The organism is Streptomyces sp. NPDC059003 (assembly GCF_042740445.1).
GTDB lineage: Bacteria > Actinomycetota > Actinomycetes > Streptomycetales > Streptomycetaceae > Streptomyces.
This window is the reverse complement of sequence record NZ_JBHYJH010000009.1, coordinates 36,665-52,380: the sequence shown is the minus strand read 5'-3', so window position 1 is coordinate 52,380 and position 15,716 is coordinate 36,665. Positions and strand designations below refer to the sequence as shown.

The window sequence follows — 15,716 nt, the reverse complement described above, 5'->3', positions numbered from 1 at the left end:
CCCGCTCGCCGAAGAGCCGATCACGCAGTGCGGACTCCATGCCACTGCTCCTGGGTGATCGCGTACTCGACCGCGCGCAGGTCGGTACCCGGCGGGAAGTCATCGGCGTCCGCCTCGAAGTCGCGTACGTGCTGCAGGCCGAGAGCGGTCAGCGTGGCCAGCGATGCGGTGTTGGCCGCCGTCGCCATGGCGCTGATCCGGGTCAGTCCGAGGTCCTCGAACCCGTGCCGGAGCAGCTCGCGCGCCGCCTCGCTGCCGAGCCCTTGCCGCCAGAAGCGCCGCAGGATCTTGAATCCGAGCTCGGCCTGCCCTGGCACCGGTTCCTCGTCGGCGGCTCCCGTCGGCCGCAGGATCCAGTACCCGACGAAGTGTGCCTCGGCGAACCCGGCCCAGTACCCCAGCCCAGCGGCCCGGTCCGCGTCCGCGAGGTTCCCGCGCAGCGCCGCCTCCACCTGCTCGCGGCTGCGGGCACCGCCCAGGTGACGCATCACCTCGGGGTCGGCATCCAGCTCCAGCTGATATTCCAGATGCTCGTCGGACAGCGGGGCCAGATGGAGCCGCTCGGTACGCAGGATCACTTGGGACATGGCGCCAAGCATCTCAAACAGCAAGATGAAAACAAACATACGGTGGAAGACTGCGCGGATGCAGATCATCGGCCCGATCCCCTTCGACGAGGTGCGTGCCCGCTTCCGCCGGGACCACCCCGCCACCCGCGCCCACGCGGCCAACACCAACCAGAGCACGGACAGTGTGCTGCGCCTGGCCGACGCGACCTTCGGCACATGGTCGGCGATCCGGCTGTCCCGCGCTGACATCCGCTCGGTGCTGCTGCCCTGGCACCTCAGCGAGGGCGGCGGCCGCGAACTCGTCCCGCGCACCGGCCTCACGGTCGGCCAGGCGGCGGATCTGCTGCGCGCACACGAAGCGGAGTTCACGGCGGCCAACCCCGTCTGCACCGCCAAACTCACCCTGTTCCGCACCGCCCCGATCACGTCCATCTACCTCACCACGCGCCCGGTGCCGCACGACCACTACGCGGGCCTGCCCACCGACGACGCCTTGGTCCATCTCGACGGACTGCACCGCCTGCTCGCCTGGGAACTGGCCGGTCGCCTTCCCTCACGCGAGGAGCTGACCGCCTGCATAGCCGGTGACCTCACCCCGCGCACCGCCGGCAACGCCGCGCACCGGCCTCACAGAACGAGCTCAGGCGTAGTAGGTCTCGAATGAGCCGATCCACCAGGCCGCCAGCGGCAGAACGCACACCTGCACACCAGCCGTGATCCAGCACCGGCACAAGGCAGCGATCCCGAACGTCCACCATGCCGTCGTACGCAGCGCGCTCACCACCCCGGCCTGATATCCCTGCCCGCTGGGATCCATCATGCCGGGGTAGCCCATCCAGTCCTCAGTGAAGATGCCGTCCGCCCCGAACACAATGGCCCCCGACATCAGCCACAGGTCGACCAGGACGGCCAGCCCGGCAAGCGCCCTGTCGAAGCGCAGATACGCGGGCGTCGGCACCAGCAGCCGTACGGCCGCGGGTCCGTGGTCGCGCACCCAGGCCTGCGGCCAGATGCGAACCAGCACAACAACGGCGAACACCAACGCACCGGCGGCAGCTACCCACCCACCCATGAAGAACAGTCCGAAAAACAGCATCAAAAACCCCACGACGAGCCAGATGACGCACCGACTGGATCGGTTCCATCACGGAAGGGGTTCAACGGCCCGTCATGGACACTTCGGGAAGCGTGGCGAGGAACGGCAGGACCGTGCGGTCGACCAGTGTCCGGCGCTGCGGGCGTGGCAGCACGAGGCACTGCACGGTCACCCCGTCGATGAGGGCGAAGAGTTGGGCTGCCTGTTGTTCGCTGAGGCCGGTGTCGGTGAACCATTGGCGCAGGTCCTGGTCGAGCGTTGCGGATTCCTGCTGCAGGACGGGGTCCGCGGCGGAGGCCGCCGCGTAGGCGAGCCAGACCCGGGCGCGCCGCTCCCGCCGCTCGTCGAGCGGCAGCCACTGCTCGACGAGTTCCCGCAGGGTCGAGGGCTTCGCCGTCCTGATATCGGCCACGAACTGCTCGCCCGCGTAGTCGAATCCCGCGCGGACCAGTTCACTCTTGGTTCGGTAGTAGTACTGCACCTGGGACGGGGAGACGTTCGCCGCGGCGGCGACCGTTCGTACGCTGAGTGCGTCGATGCCGCGCTCGGCCAGGATGTCGAGCACGGCGTCGAGCAGATGGGTGCCGCGCATCAGCGGCCTTGCGAGCGCATCGCCCAGCCCGTCGCGCCCAGTTCGACCACGCCGAGGGCCGCCAGGACGAACCCGGTCTGCCGCAGACCGATGACCGGAGTCTCGGTGTCGCGGAAGACCACGTACAGCACCAGCCCTCCGGCGAGCATGGCGAAGCCCACCACGAGCGACCACAGGTTCTTGCTCATCTCCACCCCTCTGTACAGTCGTACTGCACAACTGCACTGTACGACTGTATTGCATGCAGGTACAGAGACGAGCCTTCGGTCCGGTGCTGCAGGCAGGCTCAGCGCACGGGGAAGCCGAAGGTGTAGCCCTGCTGCTTGAGCTGGGGCAGGAGTCGGCGCAGGGCCTCGACGGTCTGGGTGCGGTCGCCGCCCGCGTCGTGGAACAGGACGGTCGGTCCGTCCGGCAGCTCCCGCTCGACGGTGGCGACGATGGTGTCCGTGCCGGGGCGCTCGAAGTCCTTGGAGTCCACGTTCCAGCCCAGCGGGCGCATGCCACGGGAGGCGGCGAGCTTGCGGCTGTAGGGGGTGAAGGCTCCGCCGGGCGCCCGGTAGTACATCGGCCGTACGCCCCCGGACGCCTTGGTGATCATGCGTTCGGCGTCGCGTATCTGCTGTGACTGGTAGGCCTGGGGCTGCTTGTCCATGGCGGTGTTGTGCGACACCGAGTGGTTGCACAGCCGGTGCCCGGCCTCGACCACCTTCTTCACGAGGTCCGGGTGGGCCTCGGCCTGCGTGCCCACCATGCAGAACGTGGCCTTCACTCGGTACTGGCGCAGCAGGTCGAGGACTTGAGGGGTCCACTTGGGGTCGGGGCCGTCGTCGATGGTGAGGTTGACGCCGCGCTTGCCCTTGTCCGAGGCGTGCGCGATGGTCTCCGAGACCGGCTTGAGCTTGCCGCCCGGCGCGGCAGGCGCGGTTGCCTTGGGTGACGAGTCGTCAACGTCACCGGCCTGCGCGGTCCACACCGAGGCACCGGTGGCAAGCACCGTCACCCCCAGCGCCGCCCCGACCATCTTGCCGTACCAACCCCGCCCGCCACCGTGCCGTGCCATGTCCGCCCCCTTCGCCCTGTCCCTCACACATCCCCGGCCCCCTTGGGGCCACCCAGCAGGACGGGGGACGGCTCACCAGGGATGCCTCCGTTACGGATCACGGACAATTCCGAGAAGGTTCACGGACAACTCACCGCGGCCAGCGGCCGAAACCATGCCAATTGACCTGATCCCGATCCCGATCCCGCCACCGCCACCGGCACCGGCACCGGCACCGGCACCGGCACCGGCACCGGACGAGTACCGGTCTCGCGCGAGAAGGCCGTGACCGCCGCCCGCGCAGAGCGGAGCGGCGGTACGTGGCACGTCACGCGGCCTTCGACAGGGTGGACCGGTCCTTGCTGGGCGTGTGCCAGGCGGAGGTCGTGAGTCCGGTCGTGGTTCCTCGTCCGTCGCGGCGCGGCCAGAGGAGGAGGGCACCGATCGCTCCCGCTGCGGCAAGGGCCGCAAGGACGGACCAGGCAACGGTGAAGCCTGCGTTGGTGCCGAGCCAGCCCGCGATCGGATAGGTGATCAGCCAGGCCAGGTGCGACAGGGAGAACTGGGCCGCGAACGCCTCGGGGATCTCGTTCCGTGTGACGGAGGCGCGCAGGACCTTGCCGGTCGGCGTGATGATCAGCGCCATGCCGACGCCGATCACGGTCCAGATGACCGCCGTGCCGGTCCAGGTGGTGAGGCCGGTCGCGATGAGCGTCACCGCGGCGGTCGTGCCACCGACGAGGACTCCGGCTCCGGTCATCATCACGGTGCGGGCAGCGACCCGGTCGAGAACGCGGGGCAGGGCGAGGGCGGACAGGAGGGTGCCGGTGCCGGAGGCGGCGAGCATCAAGGCGACGTACGACTGTGAGCCGCCGAGCTCGTCACGTACGTAGTTGACGGTGTTGACGACGACGATCGAACCTGCCGCCGCGACCACGAGGTTGAGCGCCATGATGCCGCGCAGGCGTGGGGTCGTGAGGAAGGTCCTGATGCCCGCTGCCGCCTTGTCCCATGCCTTGGTGTGGGTGCTGGGGCGGGCGTCCGGGATGTGGGTGGCCAGGACGAGCAGGGCGGAGATGAGGAATCCGGCGGAGGTGCCGAGGAACAGCCAGTCGAAGCTCATGAACGTCAGGGCGACGGCTGCGAGGACGGGGCTGAGCAGGCTCTCCATGGTGGAGGCGACCTGGGAGGCGGACAGGGCACGGGTGTAGTCGGACTCGTCGGTGACGATGTCGGGGATGACGGCCTGGAACGTCGGGGTGAACGCCGCGGAGGCGGCCTGGAGCAGGCCGATCAGGACGTAGATGTGCCAGACCTCGCTGACCAGCGGCAGTGCCAGGACCACCGCACCGCGGACCACGTCGAGGAGGACCAGGAGGGTTCTCCTCGGGAGCCGGTCGACGTACGCGGCGGCCAGCGGGGCGATGACGACGTACATGACCATCTTGATGGTCAGGGCGGTGCCGAGGACCATGCCGGCGCGCGGGCCCGCGAGGTCGTAGGCGAGCAGCCCGAGGGCCACTGTGGTGAGTCCCGTGCCGAACAGGGCGATGACCTGGGCACCGAACAGGCGGCGGTAGTCGCGGATGGCGAACAGAGACATGACGGGTTCCTTCCGTGTCCATGTCCATGTGGCGGGGCACGGCCCCGGGGTGAGGGCCGTGCCCCGCGCGTACAGGCGGGGGTGTCTTCTCTACGCACCGGTGTCGCTCCCCGCGGTGAGGCCGGCCCCCGGTGTGAGGCCGGCGAGCAGATTGAAGGCGCCGGTGAGGATGTTGAGTGCGACGACGCCGACGACGTCGGCTATCGCGCGGTCGCTGTAGCCGTGCTCGCGCAGCGCGCCGACCTGTTCGTCGGTGATCGACGTCGGCTCGCGATAGACCTGGAGGGCGAGGGTGATGATCGCCGCGATCGCGGGATCGGCCGAGGTGCCCGCGTGGGCCCGCTCGATCTCTTCCTCGTCCACCCCCAGGGCGCGGGCGGCACGGACATGTGCGTCGAGGCAGAGCCCGCATCCCTGGAGGGCCTGGACGGCGATGGAGATCCGTTCGCTGATCCTGCGGTCGAGTTTGGCTCGTCCCATGGCCCGGCTGAGCTGGAGGTAGCCGCCCAGTACGGCCGGTGAGTGCGCCATCGTGGAGACCATGTCACCGATCTGGCCATGGCGGGAGACCAGGTCGGCGAGGAGGTCGCGCGAGGCGCCGACCGCCGTGTCGGGCGTGAGTCGGGTCAGGCGGGGCATGACGCTCCTTCCGGTGTGGGGTACGTACTGGGTCGGCGTCCCTAGACGGTCAGTGGTGTGCGTGGTGGCCGTGGTGGTGGCCGCCGTCGTGATGGTTCGTGTGCTCGGATGCGGCCTGGGGTGCCGCGTCCGCTCGCGGGGTGGTCCGCACCGTGAACTCGGCCGTCCGGACGACGTCGTTGTGCTGGAAGTCCAGGTACAGGCGGTAGGTGCCGGCCGAAGGCGCGGCCGCTATGAAGGTGATCTCGGGTCCCGGTGCGGTGGTGCCGTCGCCGGGCTCGCCCTCCGGGTGGACGTGGAGGTAGCCCAGGTCGCCGACCCGCAGGGCCACCAGGTGTCCGTACGCGGCCAGGTAGGGCTGGAGGTCGGTGACGGGGCTGCCGTTCCGGCTGACGGTGAGGGTCAGTTGCTTCGCCTCACCGGGCACGAGTTCGCCGTCGAGCGCGACGGTGTACTCGCCGATCTGCGCGATCCCGGTGGCCTCGGGGAGCGGCCGCGGGTCGTACGGCCCGGCGACCGCGACGTCGATGCCCAGCGTCATGGTGCCGTCGTGGCCGACCGGGTGGATGTCGGTGAAGAATCTCCAGTCCCCCGGCTCCAGGGCCAGTTCGACGCTCCAGGTGCCCTTCTCGTCCCGCACCGGGTGCACGTGCTGGAACCCGGCCGTGTCGCGCCGGACGGCGATGAAGTGCAGCTCCTTCTCGTGCTCGGCCACGAACTCGGTCACCGCCTGCCCGTCGGGTCCCGTCACGCGGAAGCTGATCGGCTGTACGCCGGCGGTGAGGATCGTCGAATCGAGCTCAAGGGTGTAGCCGTTCTCGGAGACCGACAGGCCACCGGGCCGGGCCCCACCGTGACCTTCATGACCTCCGTGACCACCGTGCCCCCCATGACCACCGTGGCCGTTGTGACCACCATGGTTGCTGTGGCCGCCGTGGCCGTCGTGGTTCCCGTGGCTGCCCTGGTCGTGACCCGCGTGAATCGACATGACATCCCCATTCGTATAGTGCGCCTTCCGGCGCCGCCCGTTCGGGCTAACGATCAGAACCATATACCCCCGGGGGGTACTCCGGCTACCTCGACGGGTGAAATCTTCCGAGGGGCCCTGCCGAAGTGGCTTCGGTGACCGACTGGCCGGTGCATGCCTCAGGTCTCGCACGCACGAGGCGAAGATCCTCTGATGCCCGATCGTGATCCACAGGCGCACAACCCCATATGGACCCCGGCTGTCTGAAAGGCGCCGGAGGAGGACCCTCCGGCGCCTTTCGGTACAGACATACGGAGATCGGAGATCAGGTGGGCAGGAAAGTCTGGAGAGCTGTCGTGGCCGGTGGCGCGGCGGCGGTGTTCACAGGCGTGGCCGCGGTGCCGGCCGGGGCGGCCGAGGGCGGGGTCTCCTTCACCCGCGTCCAGGTGAACGGCGGCAAGCCGATCGTGATCGGGGTGTCCGAGGTCGCGGCGCCCGCCTCCTTCCGGATGGCGACCACCCACAAGTGGAAGTGGCCGGCGGTGTTCCTGTACCGCGGCAATACGAGTGACCGACTGTGGCACGCCATCGAAACGAGCGACTGCCACGAGGTGAGCTCGGGCGTCTGCGACTTCAACGAGACGATGTACTTCGACCCCTCTGTGTGGGACATGCGCAACAGCGAGGCCGGAGCCTGGAAGGTCGCGGCCGAGGTGTCCTTCAAGGGCGGCGGCGGTGACACGGACGGCAAGGGCCTGACCGTCTACGTCAAGCGCAACTCCCGCCTGAGTGTGAACGCCGCGCCCGAGCCGGTGGCCAAGGGCAAGACCATCACCGTGACCGGCAAGGTCACGCGGGCCAACTGGGAGACGAAGAAGTACGCCTCCTACGGAAGCCGCCTGGTGAGCCTGCAGTTCAAGCCCGGCGGAGCCACCTCCTACACCACGGTGAAGAAGGTTCGCGCCAATGGCTCGGGCGCTCTCAGGACGACCGTGAAGGCGTCCAAGACGGGCGCGTGGCGCTGGGCGTACTACGGCAACACCACCACCGGGCCGTCGACTTCGGCCGCGGACAACGTCGTGGTGCGGTAGGAATCCGTCTTCGCGCCTTCAAGCGCTGGTCGATCCCTGTGTCGGTGTCTTGCCCGGGACACCAGGTGTGAATGTCCCGCCCGGGACACTAGCGACGCACCGCTGAAGGCCCGGTCACGGAAACGCCGTGACCGGGCCCCAGGGCCAGCTGCCGCACACGGCACCGACCACCGCCCGTTCCGGTATCGGCAGACGATACGGAATCAGTTCAGGCCGAAGAAGGCGGTGCCCGGGACGGCGCCCGCGTAGACGCCGAGGAACTCGGTGACGCGCTCGGGGTCGGTCCGGGCCGCGTGGAGGGTCTTGAGGAATTCGGTGGACGGCGCGCAGGCAGCGAAGGCCGCGTTGGCCAGGAAGGCGTCCCAGGTCGTCTCGTCGCGTTCGCGGACGTAGGCGGCGGTGGCCGCGTCAAGGGCCGCGGCCCCCTCCCCCAGTGCCGCAATGACGTACCGGGCCAGAGCATCGGCCTGGGTGAAAGCGCTGGTCATGCCGTGCGCGCAGGCCGGATCACGGACCAGGCCCGCGTCACCCACCAGCGCCCAACCGGGGCCGGCCGACCGCCGGTAGTGGTTGGCCAGGTCACCCGCCCCGACAAGGCGTCCATCGCGTCTACCACCCATGACACCCTCATGGAACTCGGGGGGCAGCTCGGCCAGCAGGCTCATCAGCGCGGCCTCGGGGTCGCGCTTGACCACGGGGAACTGATCCCGCGGCCAGCCCGCCGCCACACAGTGCCGCCCCTGGTGCGTGGGGAAGGCGGCGACGAAGCGGCCGTCGCGAACGAAGACCCGCCCGACCTTGTCGGGCAGCCCCGACCAGTAGCCGTAGTACCAGCAGCTGATCAGGCCGAGGTCCCGATACGTTTCCGCCCCGACCAGGCGGGCGAGACTGGAATGCCTGCCGTCCGCGCCGATCACCAGCCGCCCGCTCTCCGTGAAGACGCGTCCTGCGGAGGCGAACTCCACACCGGTGACACGTCCGTCCCGCTCGGTCACCGCCCGCACCGACGCACCCGGGCGGAACTCCACCCCCGCATCGACCGCCGCACGCACCAGCAGGTTGTCCAGGACCGTGCGGCGCGGCGCCAGCGCAAGACTCGTACCGCCGACCGGATACGGGGCCCCGCTCACCACCACTTCCCCGAAGTCGAACGTCATCCGCTCCACCGGCGGGCAACCCGTGTCAAGGAGTTCGGGCAGCAGCCCCCACGCGTCCAGGCGCGCCACACCTGCGGGATGAAGGAAGTGGGTCGAGACGGTGTCACTGGGAAACCTGGCCCGGTCCAGCATCAGAACACGTGCCCCACCCCGCGCCAGCAGCATGGCCGTGGCCGCCCCCGCACACCGGGCCCCGATCACCATCGCGTCGTACATACGGCTCACACACCCATCCGCCCTCGAAAGCGCTGACCCTCACCGGCTCGGCTCCGCCACGACACTGAGGCCACGACCACCCCGCACATACGGCACGGTCACCCGACCACCCCGAGGCGAACCGGCGACGGACCGGCCGCCCACAGCCTGCAAGATCAGCCCATTCTCCGGTCGGCGCGAAACAGCTTCACACCCCTCAAGGCCCCTACAAGATCCGGTCCGCTTCCGAGCCTTGAGGCAGCAGGCCAAGGGCTGTCGCAGTGGGTGCTGGCGACCGTCAGGAGTGCTCACGTTCTCCTGCTCCACGGCGTGCACGCGAATTGCTCAGTCATGCCCCCGGCTGCCGTCAGCCCCCCGGCCTCACAGGACAGCGCCCCCGCTGCTCGCGTCAGAGGGGATCGACCGCGGTGGCCATCCGGCGGACCGCCTCGGTGATCACCTCGGGTGACGCGGCCAGGTTCAGCCGGACGAAGCCGGCGCCGCCGGTGCCGAAGGCGGCGCCGGAGTTCAGGGCGACCCGGCCGCGGTCCAGGAAGACAGCCGCCGGGTCGTCCCCCAACTTCAGGCCCCGGCAGTCCAGCCAGGCCAGATAGGTGGCCCCGCCCGGCTCGTAGCGCACGGCGGGCAGCTGTTCGGCCAGCAGCCCGGCCAGCAGGCGCCGGTTGTCGTCCAGGCCGGACAACAGCGCGTCGAGCCAGTCGCCACCCTCCCGCAGCGCCGCCGTGTGGGCGAGGACGCCGACATGGCTGGGCCCGTGGCTGACCTCTTCGGGGAGACGTGCGAGGTCCTCGGCCGCCTCGGGGCCCGCGATGGCGAGGGCCGCCTTCAGCCCGGCCAGGTTCCACGCCTTGGACGCCGACATCAGCGACAGGCCACGCTGCGCCCCGGGCACGCTCAGGTACGGCACGAAAGCGGTCCCCGGGGCCGTGATCGGAGCGTGGATCTCGTCGACGACGACGCGCACCCCATGGTTCCGGGCCAACGCGGCCACGTCGGCCAGTTCGTCGACCGTGTGCACGGTCCCGGTCGGGTTGTGCGGGCTGCACAGCAGATACGCAGGCCGCCGCCCGCCCTTGCGGGCGCGTACGAAAGCGCGCTCCAGAGCGTCGAGGTCGATGCGCCCGTCCGTACCGAGGGGAGCCTCGACGATCGGGCGTCCCATGTTCCCGACGAAGTGGTAGAACGGCGGGTAGACAGGGCAGTTGACGATGACGGGGTCATCCGGCCCGGAGATCAGCTTGAGCATCTCCACGATGCCCAGCATCACGTCCGGAACGATGGCCGTGCGCTCCACGGCGAGGCCCTCCCAGTGCCAGCGCTCGCTCGCGAACTCGGCCAGCGCTTCGGCGTATCCCGTCCCGGCCGGATAGCCCGTGTCTCCCAGCGCCACCGCGTCCACGATCGCCTGTGCGACGGGCTCGGCCAGCGGAACGTCCATCTCGGCGACCCACAGCGGCAGCACATCGTCCGGGTAGGTCCGCCACTTCATGCTCGTACGCCGCCGCAGCTGCGCCAGCGACAGCTGACGCAAGGGGTTGGCCGGGCCAGGGGAAACGGGGCCACGAGGAAGATTCTCCATGCGCCAAAGATAGGCGGACGGCCACGCGCTCTCCTGCGCGCTTCGACGTGCGGCTTTGGCCGTGGCATCCGCGGCGTTCCAGGTGGTGCCGAGTGCGCCGAGCAGCTCGTCCACCGATGACGTGCCCGTCATGGCTCCTCCAGGTTCGGTGGTCCCGCCGGGCCGTCGGCGTTCACCAGGTCGGCCCGGTCCAGTTCGCCCGAGCGCAGGTCGGCGAGCACCCCCCGGTGCGCTGTTCCAAGGCGTGTCATGTCAGCAGGCCCGTGCTATACCGAGAGGCCGTCGAACCGATGGGAGGAGGACCATGCGGTGGTCCAGATCCGTCAAGGCCTGGTCGGCATCCGTAACTCTGGCCGTCGCGGCGGCACTTGTCGCCGTACCCGCCCCGTCCGCGTCAGCCGCCGTCAGCTGCCCGGACATCGGGGCGGGCGACTCGAACGGCCTGGACATGCAGTACTGGAAGCCGTCACCCGACGGGCTGCTCTGTGAGGCGGAGTTCACCACCGGCGCGCTCTTCACCCCTCGCGGGCCCGGGGAGCCACAGATCGACCCGGTGCGGAAGCCGGTCCGGGTGCGTGTCCACCTCCCCGCGGACTACAGCCCGTCGGCCGACTATCCCGTGCTGTACCTGCTGCACGGCGGCGCCGCCGACTACGAGCAGTGGTCCAGCGGCGGCGGCACCATCACGCAGACCGTCGCCGAGGCCGGGTTCAAGGGCATCGTGGTCATGCCCGAGGGCGGCCAGGTCGGCTTCTACTCCGACTGGCAGGGCTACACGTACGGGAACTTCGCCCCGCTGTGGGAGACCTTCCACATCAAGCAGCTCGTGCCGTGGGTCGACGCGCACTTCGCCACGTCCGGGCAGCGGGCCGTCGCCGGCTTGTCCATGGGCGGTTACGGCGCACTCAAGTACGCCGCCCAACACCCCGACGTCTTCAGCGCGGTGGGCGCGTTCTCCGGCGGTACGGACATCCGCCGCCCCGACCACCAGCAGATCCTCAACAACGGCACCACCGCCTACGGGGCCCGCTTCTGGTGGTACGGCGCCGGCACCGACTCCGGGAACTACTGGAAGTACCTGTTCCCCGGCAACCCCAACGCGCTGCAGCGCACGGAGCTGGTCTTCGGTCCACAGTCCGCCTGGCCCGCGTTCAACCCGGCCCAGGTCGCCGAGAACACCCCTGCCACATACCGGTCGTACGACGGCAGGCTGGCGCTCTACGCCGGCAGGAGCGAGGACCCCTACGCCTGGAACAACGCGTTCCACACGACCCTCCAGCAGAAGAACGTCCCGCACCGGTACTGCTCCGGCCCCGGCGGGCACGACTTCGCCACATGGACGCCCGCGCTCAAGCACTTCCTGCGCTTCGCGTACGGCACGGCCCCCACGGCCTGCCCGGACAGCGGCGGCTGGCAGCAGGAACCCTGACGCGGAGCGGGCCCGCCAGTATGTTGTGCGGCAACTACTGGACTCACACCAGGAGCGTGTTCCGCGTGAGGGATGACGACCCAGGACAGCAGTCTCTGGCCAAGATCGACACCTCAGTGCCGCATTCGGCGCGGATCTGGAACTACTGGGTGGGAGGCAAGGACAACTACGAGGTCGACCGCGCGGCCGCGGACCAGGTGAAGAAGGTGTTCCCGGGCATCGTCGACGACGCCCGCCACTCCCGGGCGTTCCTGGCCCGTGCGGTCCGCTGTCTCGCAAGCGAAGGAGGCATCCGGCAGTTCCTCGACATCGGTACGGGCCTGCCGACCGCCGACAACACCCACGAGATAGCCCAGCGGGTGGCGCCGGAGTCGCGGATCGTCTACGTCGACAACGACCCCCTGGTACTCGTGCACGCCCAGGCCCTGCTGACCAGCCGTCCCGAGGGGGCCTGCGACTACATCGAAGCCGACGTGCGCGCCTCGGACCGGATCCTGGCGGGAGCGGCCAGGACGCTGGACTTCAGCCGCCCCGTCGGACTCATGATGCTGGGGATCCTGGGCAACATCCCTGACTACGACGACGCGCTGGCCGCACTGAAACGCCTGCTGGACGCCCTGCCCACAGGCAGCTATCTCGTCGTCAACGACGGCACGACCACCCACGCGGAACGCAACGAGGCCGTCCGCCAGTACAACGAGGACAGCGGCAGCCCCCACCCGTACACCAACCGCAGCCCCGAACAGATCGCCGCCTACTTCAGCGGCCTGACCCTCGTGGAACCCGGCGTGGTGCCCACCTCGCAATGGCGGCCCGACCCGAACCCGCAGCACACCGCCGACGTCGCCGTGCTGTGCGGCGTCGGCTACAAGGACTGACGTCCCCGTGCCCGGGCGGCGGGGTCGAGTTGGTCGGCCAGGCCGGCCAGATCCTCGGCTCGCAGGTCGAACCGGTCCGAGGAGGTGGGCGGGTCGCCGACGGGGCGGGCGACGTAGGCGGTGCGCAGGCCGAGAGCCTGTGCTCCGCGCAGGTCCCAGGCGTGGGCGGCGACCATGAGCAGCCGCTCCGGCGGTCGTCCGGAGACGGTGACGGCCAGCCGGTAGACCGCCGGGTCCGGTTTGTAGGTCCGGGCGTCTTCGGCGGACAGGGCCTGGTGCCAGCGCAGTCCGGCGTGGGCGTTGAGGTGCAGGAGCGCCTTCCGGCTCGCGTTGGAGAGTCCGATCAGCGGGAACCGCTCGGCGAGCCGGGCGAGGCCTGCCACGGTGTCGGGCCATGGCCGCAGCCTGCGAGCCGACAGCGCCAGTGCGGCGACGGCGGCCGGGTCCTCGACTCCGGCGGCGTCGGCGACGAGCCCGGCGGCCTCCAGGTCGAGGACGTCGCTGGTGACGTACGACCGGGCGCCGTCGAGGATGCGACGTTGCTCGCGGTCGATGTGCCGCTGCCACAGCGAAAGGAACTGCTCGACCTGCGGATCGCCGAGCGACGGGGCGAGTTCACGAATGCCGGCGCGAATACCGGCGGGTTCGTCGACGAGCGTGCCGAGCACGTCGAACACGACGGCATCGATCTCTGGGCCTGACATGGGAGAGGGCTCCTGGACGAGTGGGGGCGGGAGAGTGGCTGTTCGCCGAACGCGGCGGGAAGCCACCGTGATTCCCGAACGCGGATGGCAGTCACCGTGATTCCCGACCCCCACCGCCTGTGCGGCAGCCGCATCCTGGACGCCCGGGTCCGGGCCCGCCGGGCTTCCCGGGCGCGGCGGGCCCTTCCACGCGGCTAGCGCGCCGTCGTGGGGCGCGGCGCCGTCACAGCGTGCGCTCCAGGCGGTCCGCCACCACCTTCACGAAGCGCGCGGGGTCGGCCGGTCGGCCGCCGTCCGCCAACACGGCCAGGGAGTGCAGGAGTTCGGCGGTCTCGGTGAGGCCGGAGTGGTCCTCGCGCTCCTTGAACGCCTGGTTCAGGCCCTTCACCAGCTGGTGCTCCGGGTTGAGTTCGAGGATGCGCTTGGCGCGCGGCACCTCTTGCCCCATCGCCCGGTACATGTTCTCGAGCGCCGGAGTCATGTCGTGCGCGTCGCCGACCACGCAGGCGGGCGACACCGTCAGGCGCGACGACAGGCGCACCTCCTTGATGTCCTCCGCCAGCTGCTCACCCATCCAGCCGAGCAGGCCCGCGTACGCGTCGGCCTGCTTCTCCCGCTCGTCCTCGGACTTCTCGTCCGCCTTCACGCCGAGGTCGATCTCGCCCTTGGCGATGGACTGCAGCCGCTTGCCGTCGAACTCGCCCACCGCGTCGACCCACATCTCGTCGACGGCGTCGGTGAGCAGGAGCACCTCGATGCCGCGCTCGCGGAAGGCCTCCATGTGCGGGGAGCTCTCGATGCTCTGCCGGGACTCGCCGGTGATGTAGTAGACGGCCTCCTGGTCCTCGCCCATCCGCTCCACGTACTGCGCCAGCGTGGCCGTCCCGTCCTCGCTGTGCGTGGTCGCGAACGACGCCACCGCGAGCAGGGCGTCGCGGTTGTCGGAGTCGGTGACGAGGCCCTCCTTCAGGACCGCGCCGAACTCCCGCCAGAACGTGGCGTACCGCTCGGTGTCGCCCGTCAGCATGCTCTTGACCGACGACAGGACCTTCTTCGTCAGGCGGCGCTGCATCATGCGGATGTGCCGGTCCTGCTGGAGGATCTCGCGGGACACGTTCAGCGAGAGGTCCTGCGCGTCGACCACGCCGCGCACGAAGCGGAGGTACGGCGGCAGCAGCTCCTCGCAGTCGTCCATGATGAACACGCGCTTCACGTACAGCTGCACGCCGCGCTTGAAGTTCTGCGAGAACAGGTCGTGCGGGGCGTGCGCCGGGATGAACAGCAGGGCCTGGTACTCGAACGTCCCCTCGGCCTGCAGCGGGACGGTCTCCAGCGGCTCGCGCCAGTCGTGGCTGATGTGCTTGTACAGCTCGTGGTACTCGTCCTCGGACACCTCGTCGCGCGAGCGTGCCCACAGCGCCTTCATCGAGTTGAGCGTCTCGGGCTCGGCGGGCGCGGCGGACTCGGTGGACCCGTCGCCGTCGCCCTCCTGCTGCCCGACCAGCTTGACGGGCCAGGTGATGAAGTCCGAGTAGCGCTTGACGATCTCCTTGATCTTCCACACCGAGGTGTAGTCGTGCAGCTGGCTCTCGGGGTCGGCGGGCTTCAGGTGCAGCGTGACGGAGGTGCCCTGCGGCGCGTCGACGGCTTCTTCGAGGGTGTACGTGCCCTCGCCGCGGGACGTCCAGCGGGTGCCCTTCGGCTCGCCCGCCCGCCGGGTCAGGAGCGTGACCTCGTCGGCCACCATGAAGCCGGAGTAGAAGCCGACGCCGAACTGGCCGATGAGCCCCTCCGCGCCCGCCGCGTCCTTCGCCTCGCGCAGCTCGCGCAGGAACTCGGCCGTGCCCGAGTTCGCGATCGTGCCGATGAGCTGCCCGACCTCGTCGTACGACATCCCGATGCCGTTGTCCCGGACCGTGAGCGTCCGGGCGTCCTTGTCGATCTCGAGCTCGACGTGCAGATCGGAGACGTCGGCGTCGAGCGAGTCGTCCCGCAGCGCGGCCAGGCGCAGCTTGTCCAGCGCGTCGGAGGCGTTGGAGACGAGCTCTCGGAGGAACACGTCCTTGTTCGAGTAGATCGAGTGGATCATCAGTTGGAGCAGCTGACGTGCCTCCACCTGGAACTCAAACGTTTCGGTCGGCATGGTTCGCGATTACC

General features: G+C 69.7%; 17 protein-coding genes. 4 read left to right on the top strand and 13 right to left on the bottom strand.

Annotated elements, in window-relative coordinates; genetic code table 11:
• Window positions 1–20: 20 nt before the first annotated feature.
• On the bottom strand, window positions 21–587 hold the full coding sequence (locus ACFWZ5_RS06885) for a GNAT family N-acetyltransferase (RefSeq protein ID WP_384785071.1): 567 nt from the start codon (window positions 585–587) through the stop codon (window positions 21–23).
• Between the two features lie 58 nt (window positions 588–645).
• Here ACFWZ5_RS06885 and ACFWZ5_RS06880 point away from each other — a divergent pair, with 58 nt between their 5' ends.
• Window positions 646–1,233: a DUF6309 family protein gene (locus ACFWZ5_RS06880; RefSeq protein ID WP_384785074.1), complete on the top strand. Its 588-nt coding sequence runs from the start codon at window positions 646–648 to the stop codon at window positions 1,231–1,233.
• Here ACFWZ5_RS06880 and ACFWZ5_RS06875 read toward each other — a convergent pair.
• The 7 genes from ACFWZ5_RS06875 to ACFWZ5_RS06845 all read right to left on the bottom strand — a co-directional run bounded on the left by ACFWZ5_RS06875 (window position 1,210) and on the right by ACFWZ5_RS06845 (window position 6,526).
• A complete protein-coding gene (locus tag ACFWZ5_RS06875; protein WP_384785078.1) occupies window positions 1,210–1,665 on the bottom strand; it encodes a hypothetical protein in 456 nt (151 codons plus the stop codon). The genes ACFWZ5_RS06880 and ACFWZ5_RS06875 overlap by 24 nt on opposite strands.
• A 61-nt stretch (window positions 1,666–1,726) precedes the next feature.
• A complete protein-coding gene (locus ACFWZ5_RS06870) occupies window positions 1,727–2,257 on the bottom strand; it encodes a TetR/AcrR family transcriptional regulator (protein WP_384785081.1) in 531 nt (176 codons plus the stop codon).
• Window positions 2,257–2,445 (bottom strand): DUF5708 family protein, encoded by a 189-nt coding sequence (locus ACFWZ5_RS06865; protein WP_384785084.1) that lies wholly within the window; start codon window positions 2,443–2,445, stop codon window positions 2,257–2,259. The genes ACFWZ5_RS06870 and ACFWZ5_RS06865 overlap by 1 nt, the downstream gene beginning before the upstream one ends.
• A gap of 98 nt (window positions 2,446–2,543) precedes the next feature.
• Entirely contained in the window at window positions 2,544–3,317 is a 774-nt protein-coding gene (locus ACFWZ5_RS06860; RefSeq protein ID WP_384785087.1) for a polysaccharide deacetylase family protein, read from the bottom strand.
• A gap of 307 nt (window positions 3,318–3,624) precedes the next feature.
• Window positions 3,625–4,899, bottom strand: a complete 1,275-nt coding sequence (locus ACFWZ5_RS06855) for an MFS transporter (protein ID WP_384785090.1) — start codon at window positions 4,897–4,899, stop codon at window positions 3,625–3,627.
• A 90-nt stretch (window positions 4,900–4,989) separates the two neighbouring features.
• The gene (locus ACFWZ5_RS06850; protein ID WP_384785093.1) at window positions 4,990–5,538 is read right to left on the bottom strand and encodes a carboxymuconolactone decarboxylase family protein; all 549 of its coding nucleotides are present in this window, start codon (window positions 5,536–5,538) and stop codon (window positions 4,990–4,992) included.
• 49 nt (window positions 5,539–5,587) lie between these two features.
• Window positions 5,588–6,526, bottom strand: coding sequence for a hypothetical protein (locus ACFWZ5_RS06845; protein ID WP_384785096.1), 939 nt, complete (start codon window positions 6,524–6,526; stop codon window positions 5,588–5,590).
• 308 nt (window positions 6,527–6,834) lie between these two features.
• On the opposite strand from ACFWZ5_RS06845, the gene ACFWZ5_RS06840 reads away from it, so the two are divergent.
• Window positions 6,835–7,596 carry a hypothetical protein gene (locus ACFWZ5_RS06840; protein WP_384785099.1) on the top strand — a complete coding sequence of 254 codons (762 nt, stop codon included), beginning with the start codon at window positions 6,835–6,837 and terminating at the stop codon, window positions 7,594–7,596.
• Window positions 7,597–7,799: 203 nt separating this feature from the next.
• Here ACFWZ5_RS06840 and ACFWZ5_RS06835 read toward each other — a convergent pair whose 3' ends face one another.
• The 3 genes from ACFWZ5_RS06835 to ACFWZ5_RS06825 all read right to left on the bottom strand — a co-directional run bounded on the left by ACFWZ5_RS06835 (window position 7,800) and on the right by ACFWZ5_RS06825 (window position 10,799).
• Entirely contained in the window at window positions 7,800–8,969 is a 1,170-nt protein-coding gene (locus ACFWZ5_RS06835; protein WP_384785440.1) for an NAD(P)/FAD-dependent oxidoreductase, read from the bottom strand.
• Window positions 8,970–9,357: 388 nt separating this feature from the next.
• Complete coding sequence (locus ACFWZ5_RS06830; RefSeq protein ID WP_384785443.1) at window positions 9,358–10,548, bottom strand: MalY/PatB family protein; 1,191 nt, start codon at window positions 10,546–10,548, stop codon at window positions 9,358–9,360.
• A gap of 128 nt (window positions 10,549–10,676) precedes the next feature.
• Window positions 10,677–10,799, bottom strand: coding sequence for a hypothetical protein (locus ACFWZ5_RS06825; RefSeq protein ID WP_384785102.1), 123 nt, complete (start codon window positions 10,797–10,799; stop codon window positions 10,677–10,679).
• Window positions 10,800–10,852: 53 nt separating this feature from the next.
• Between ACFWZ5_RS06825 and ACFWZ5_RS06820 the strand changes: the two genes are divergently transcribed.
• Complete coding sequence (locus ACFWZ5_RS06820; RefSeq protein ID WP_384785105.1) at window positions 10,853–11,977, top strand: alpha/beta hydrolase; 1,125 nt, start codon at window positions 10,853–10,855, stop codon at window positions 11,975–11,977.
• A gap of 65 nt (window positions 11,978–12,042) precedes the next feature.
• Window positions 12,043–12,855 (top strand): SAM-dependent methyltransferase, encoded by an 813-nt coding sequence (locus ACFWZ5_RS06815; RefSeq protein WP_384785108.1) that lies wholly within the window; start codon window positions 12,043–12,045, stop codon window positions 12,853–12,855.
• On the opposite strand, the gene ACFWZ5_RS06810 is transcribed toward ACFWZ5_RS06815, so the two are convergent.
• Both ACFWZ5_RS06810 and htpG read right to left on the bottom strand, forming a co-directional pair.
• Window positions 12,843–13,559, bottom strand: coding sequence for a haloacid dehalogenase type II (locus tag ACFWZ5_RS06810; protein WP_384785111.1), 717 nt, complete (start codon window positions 13,557–13,559; stop codon window positions 12,843–12,845). The genes ACFWZ5_RS06815 and ACFWZ5_RS06810 overlap by 13 nt on opposite strands.
• 223 nt (window positions 13,560–13,782) lie before the next feature.
• Complete coding sequence (htpG, locus tag ACFWZ5_RS06805; protein ID WP_384785114.1) at window positions 13,783–15,702, bottom strand: molecular chaperone HtpG; 1,920 nt, start codon at window positions 15,700–15,702, stop codon at window positions 13,783–13,785.
• Window positions 15,703–15,716 lie beyond the last annotated feature (14 nt).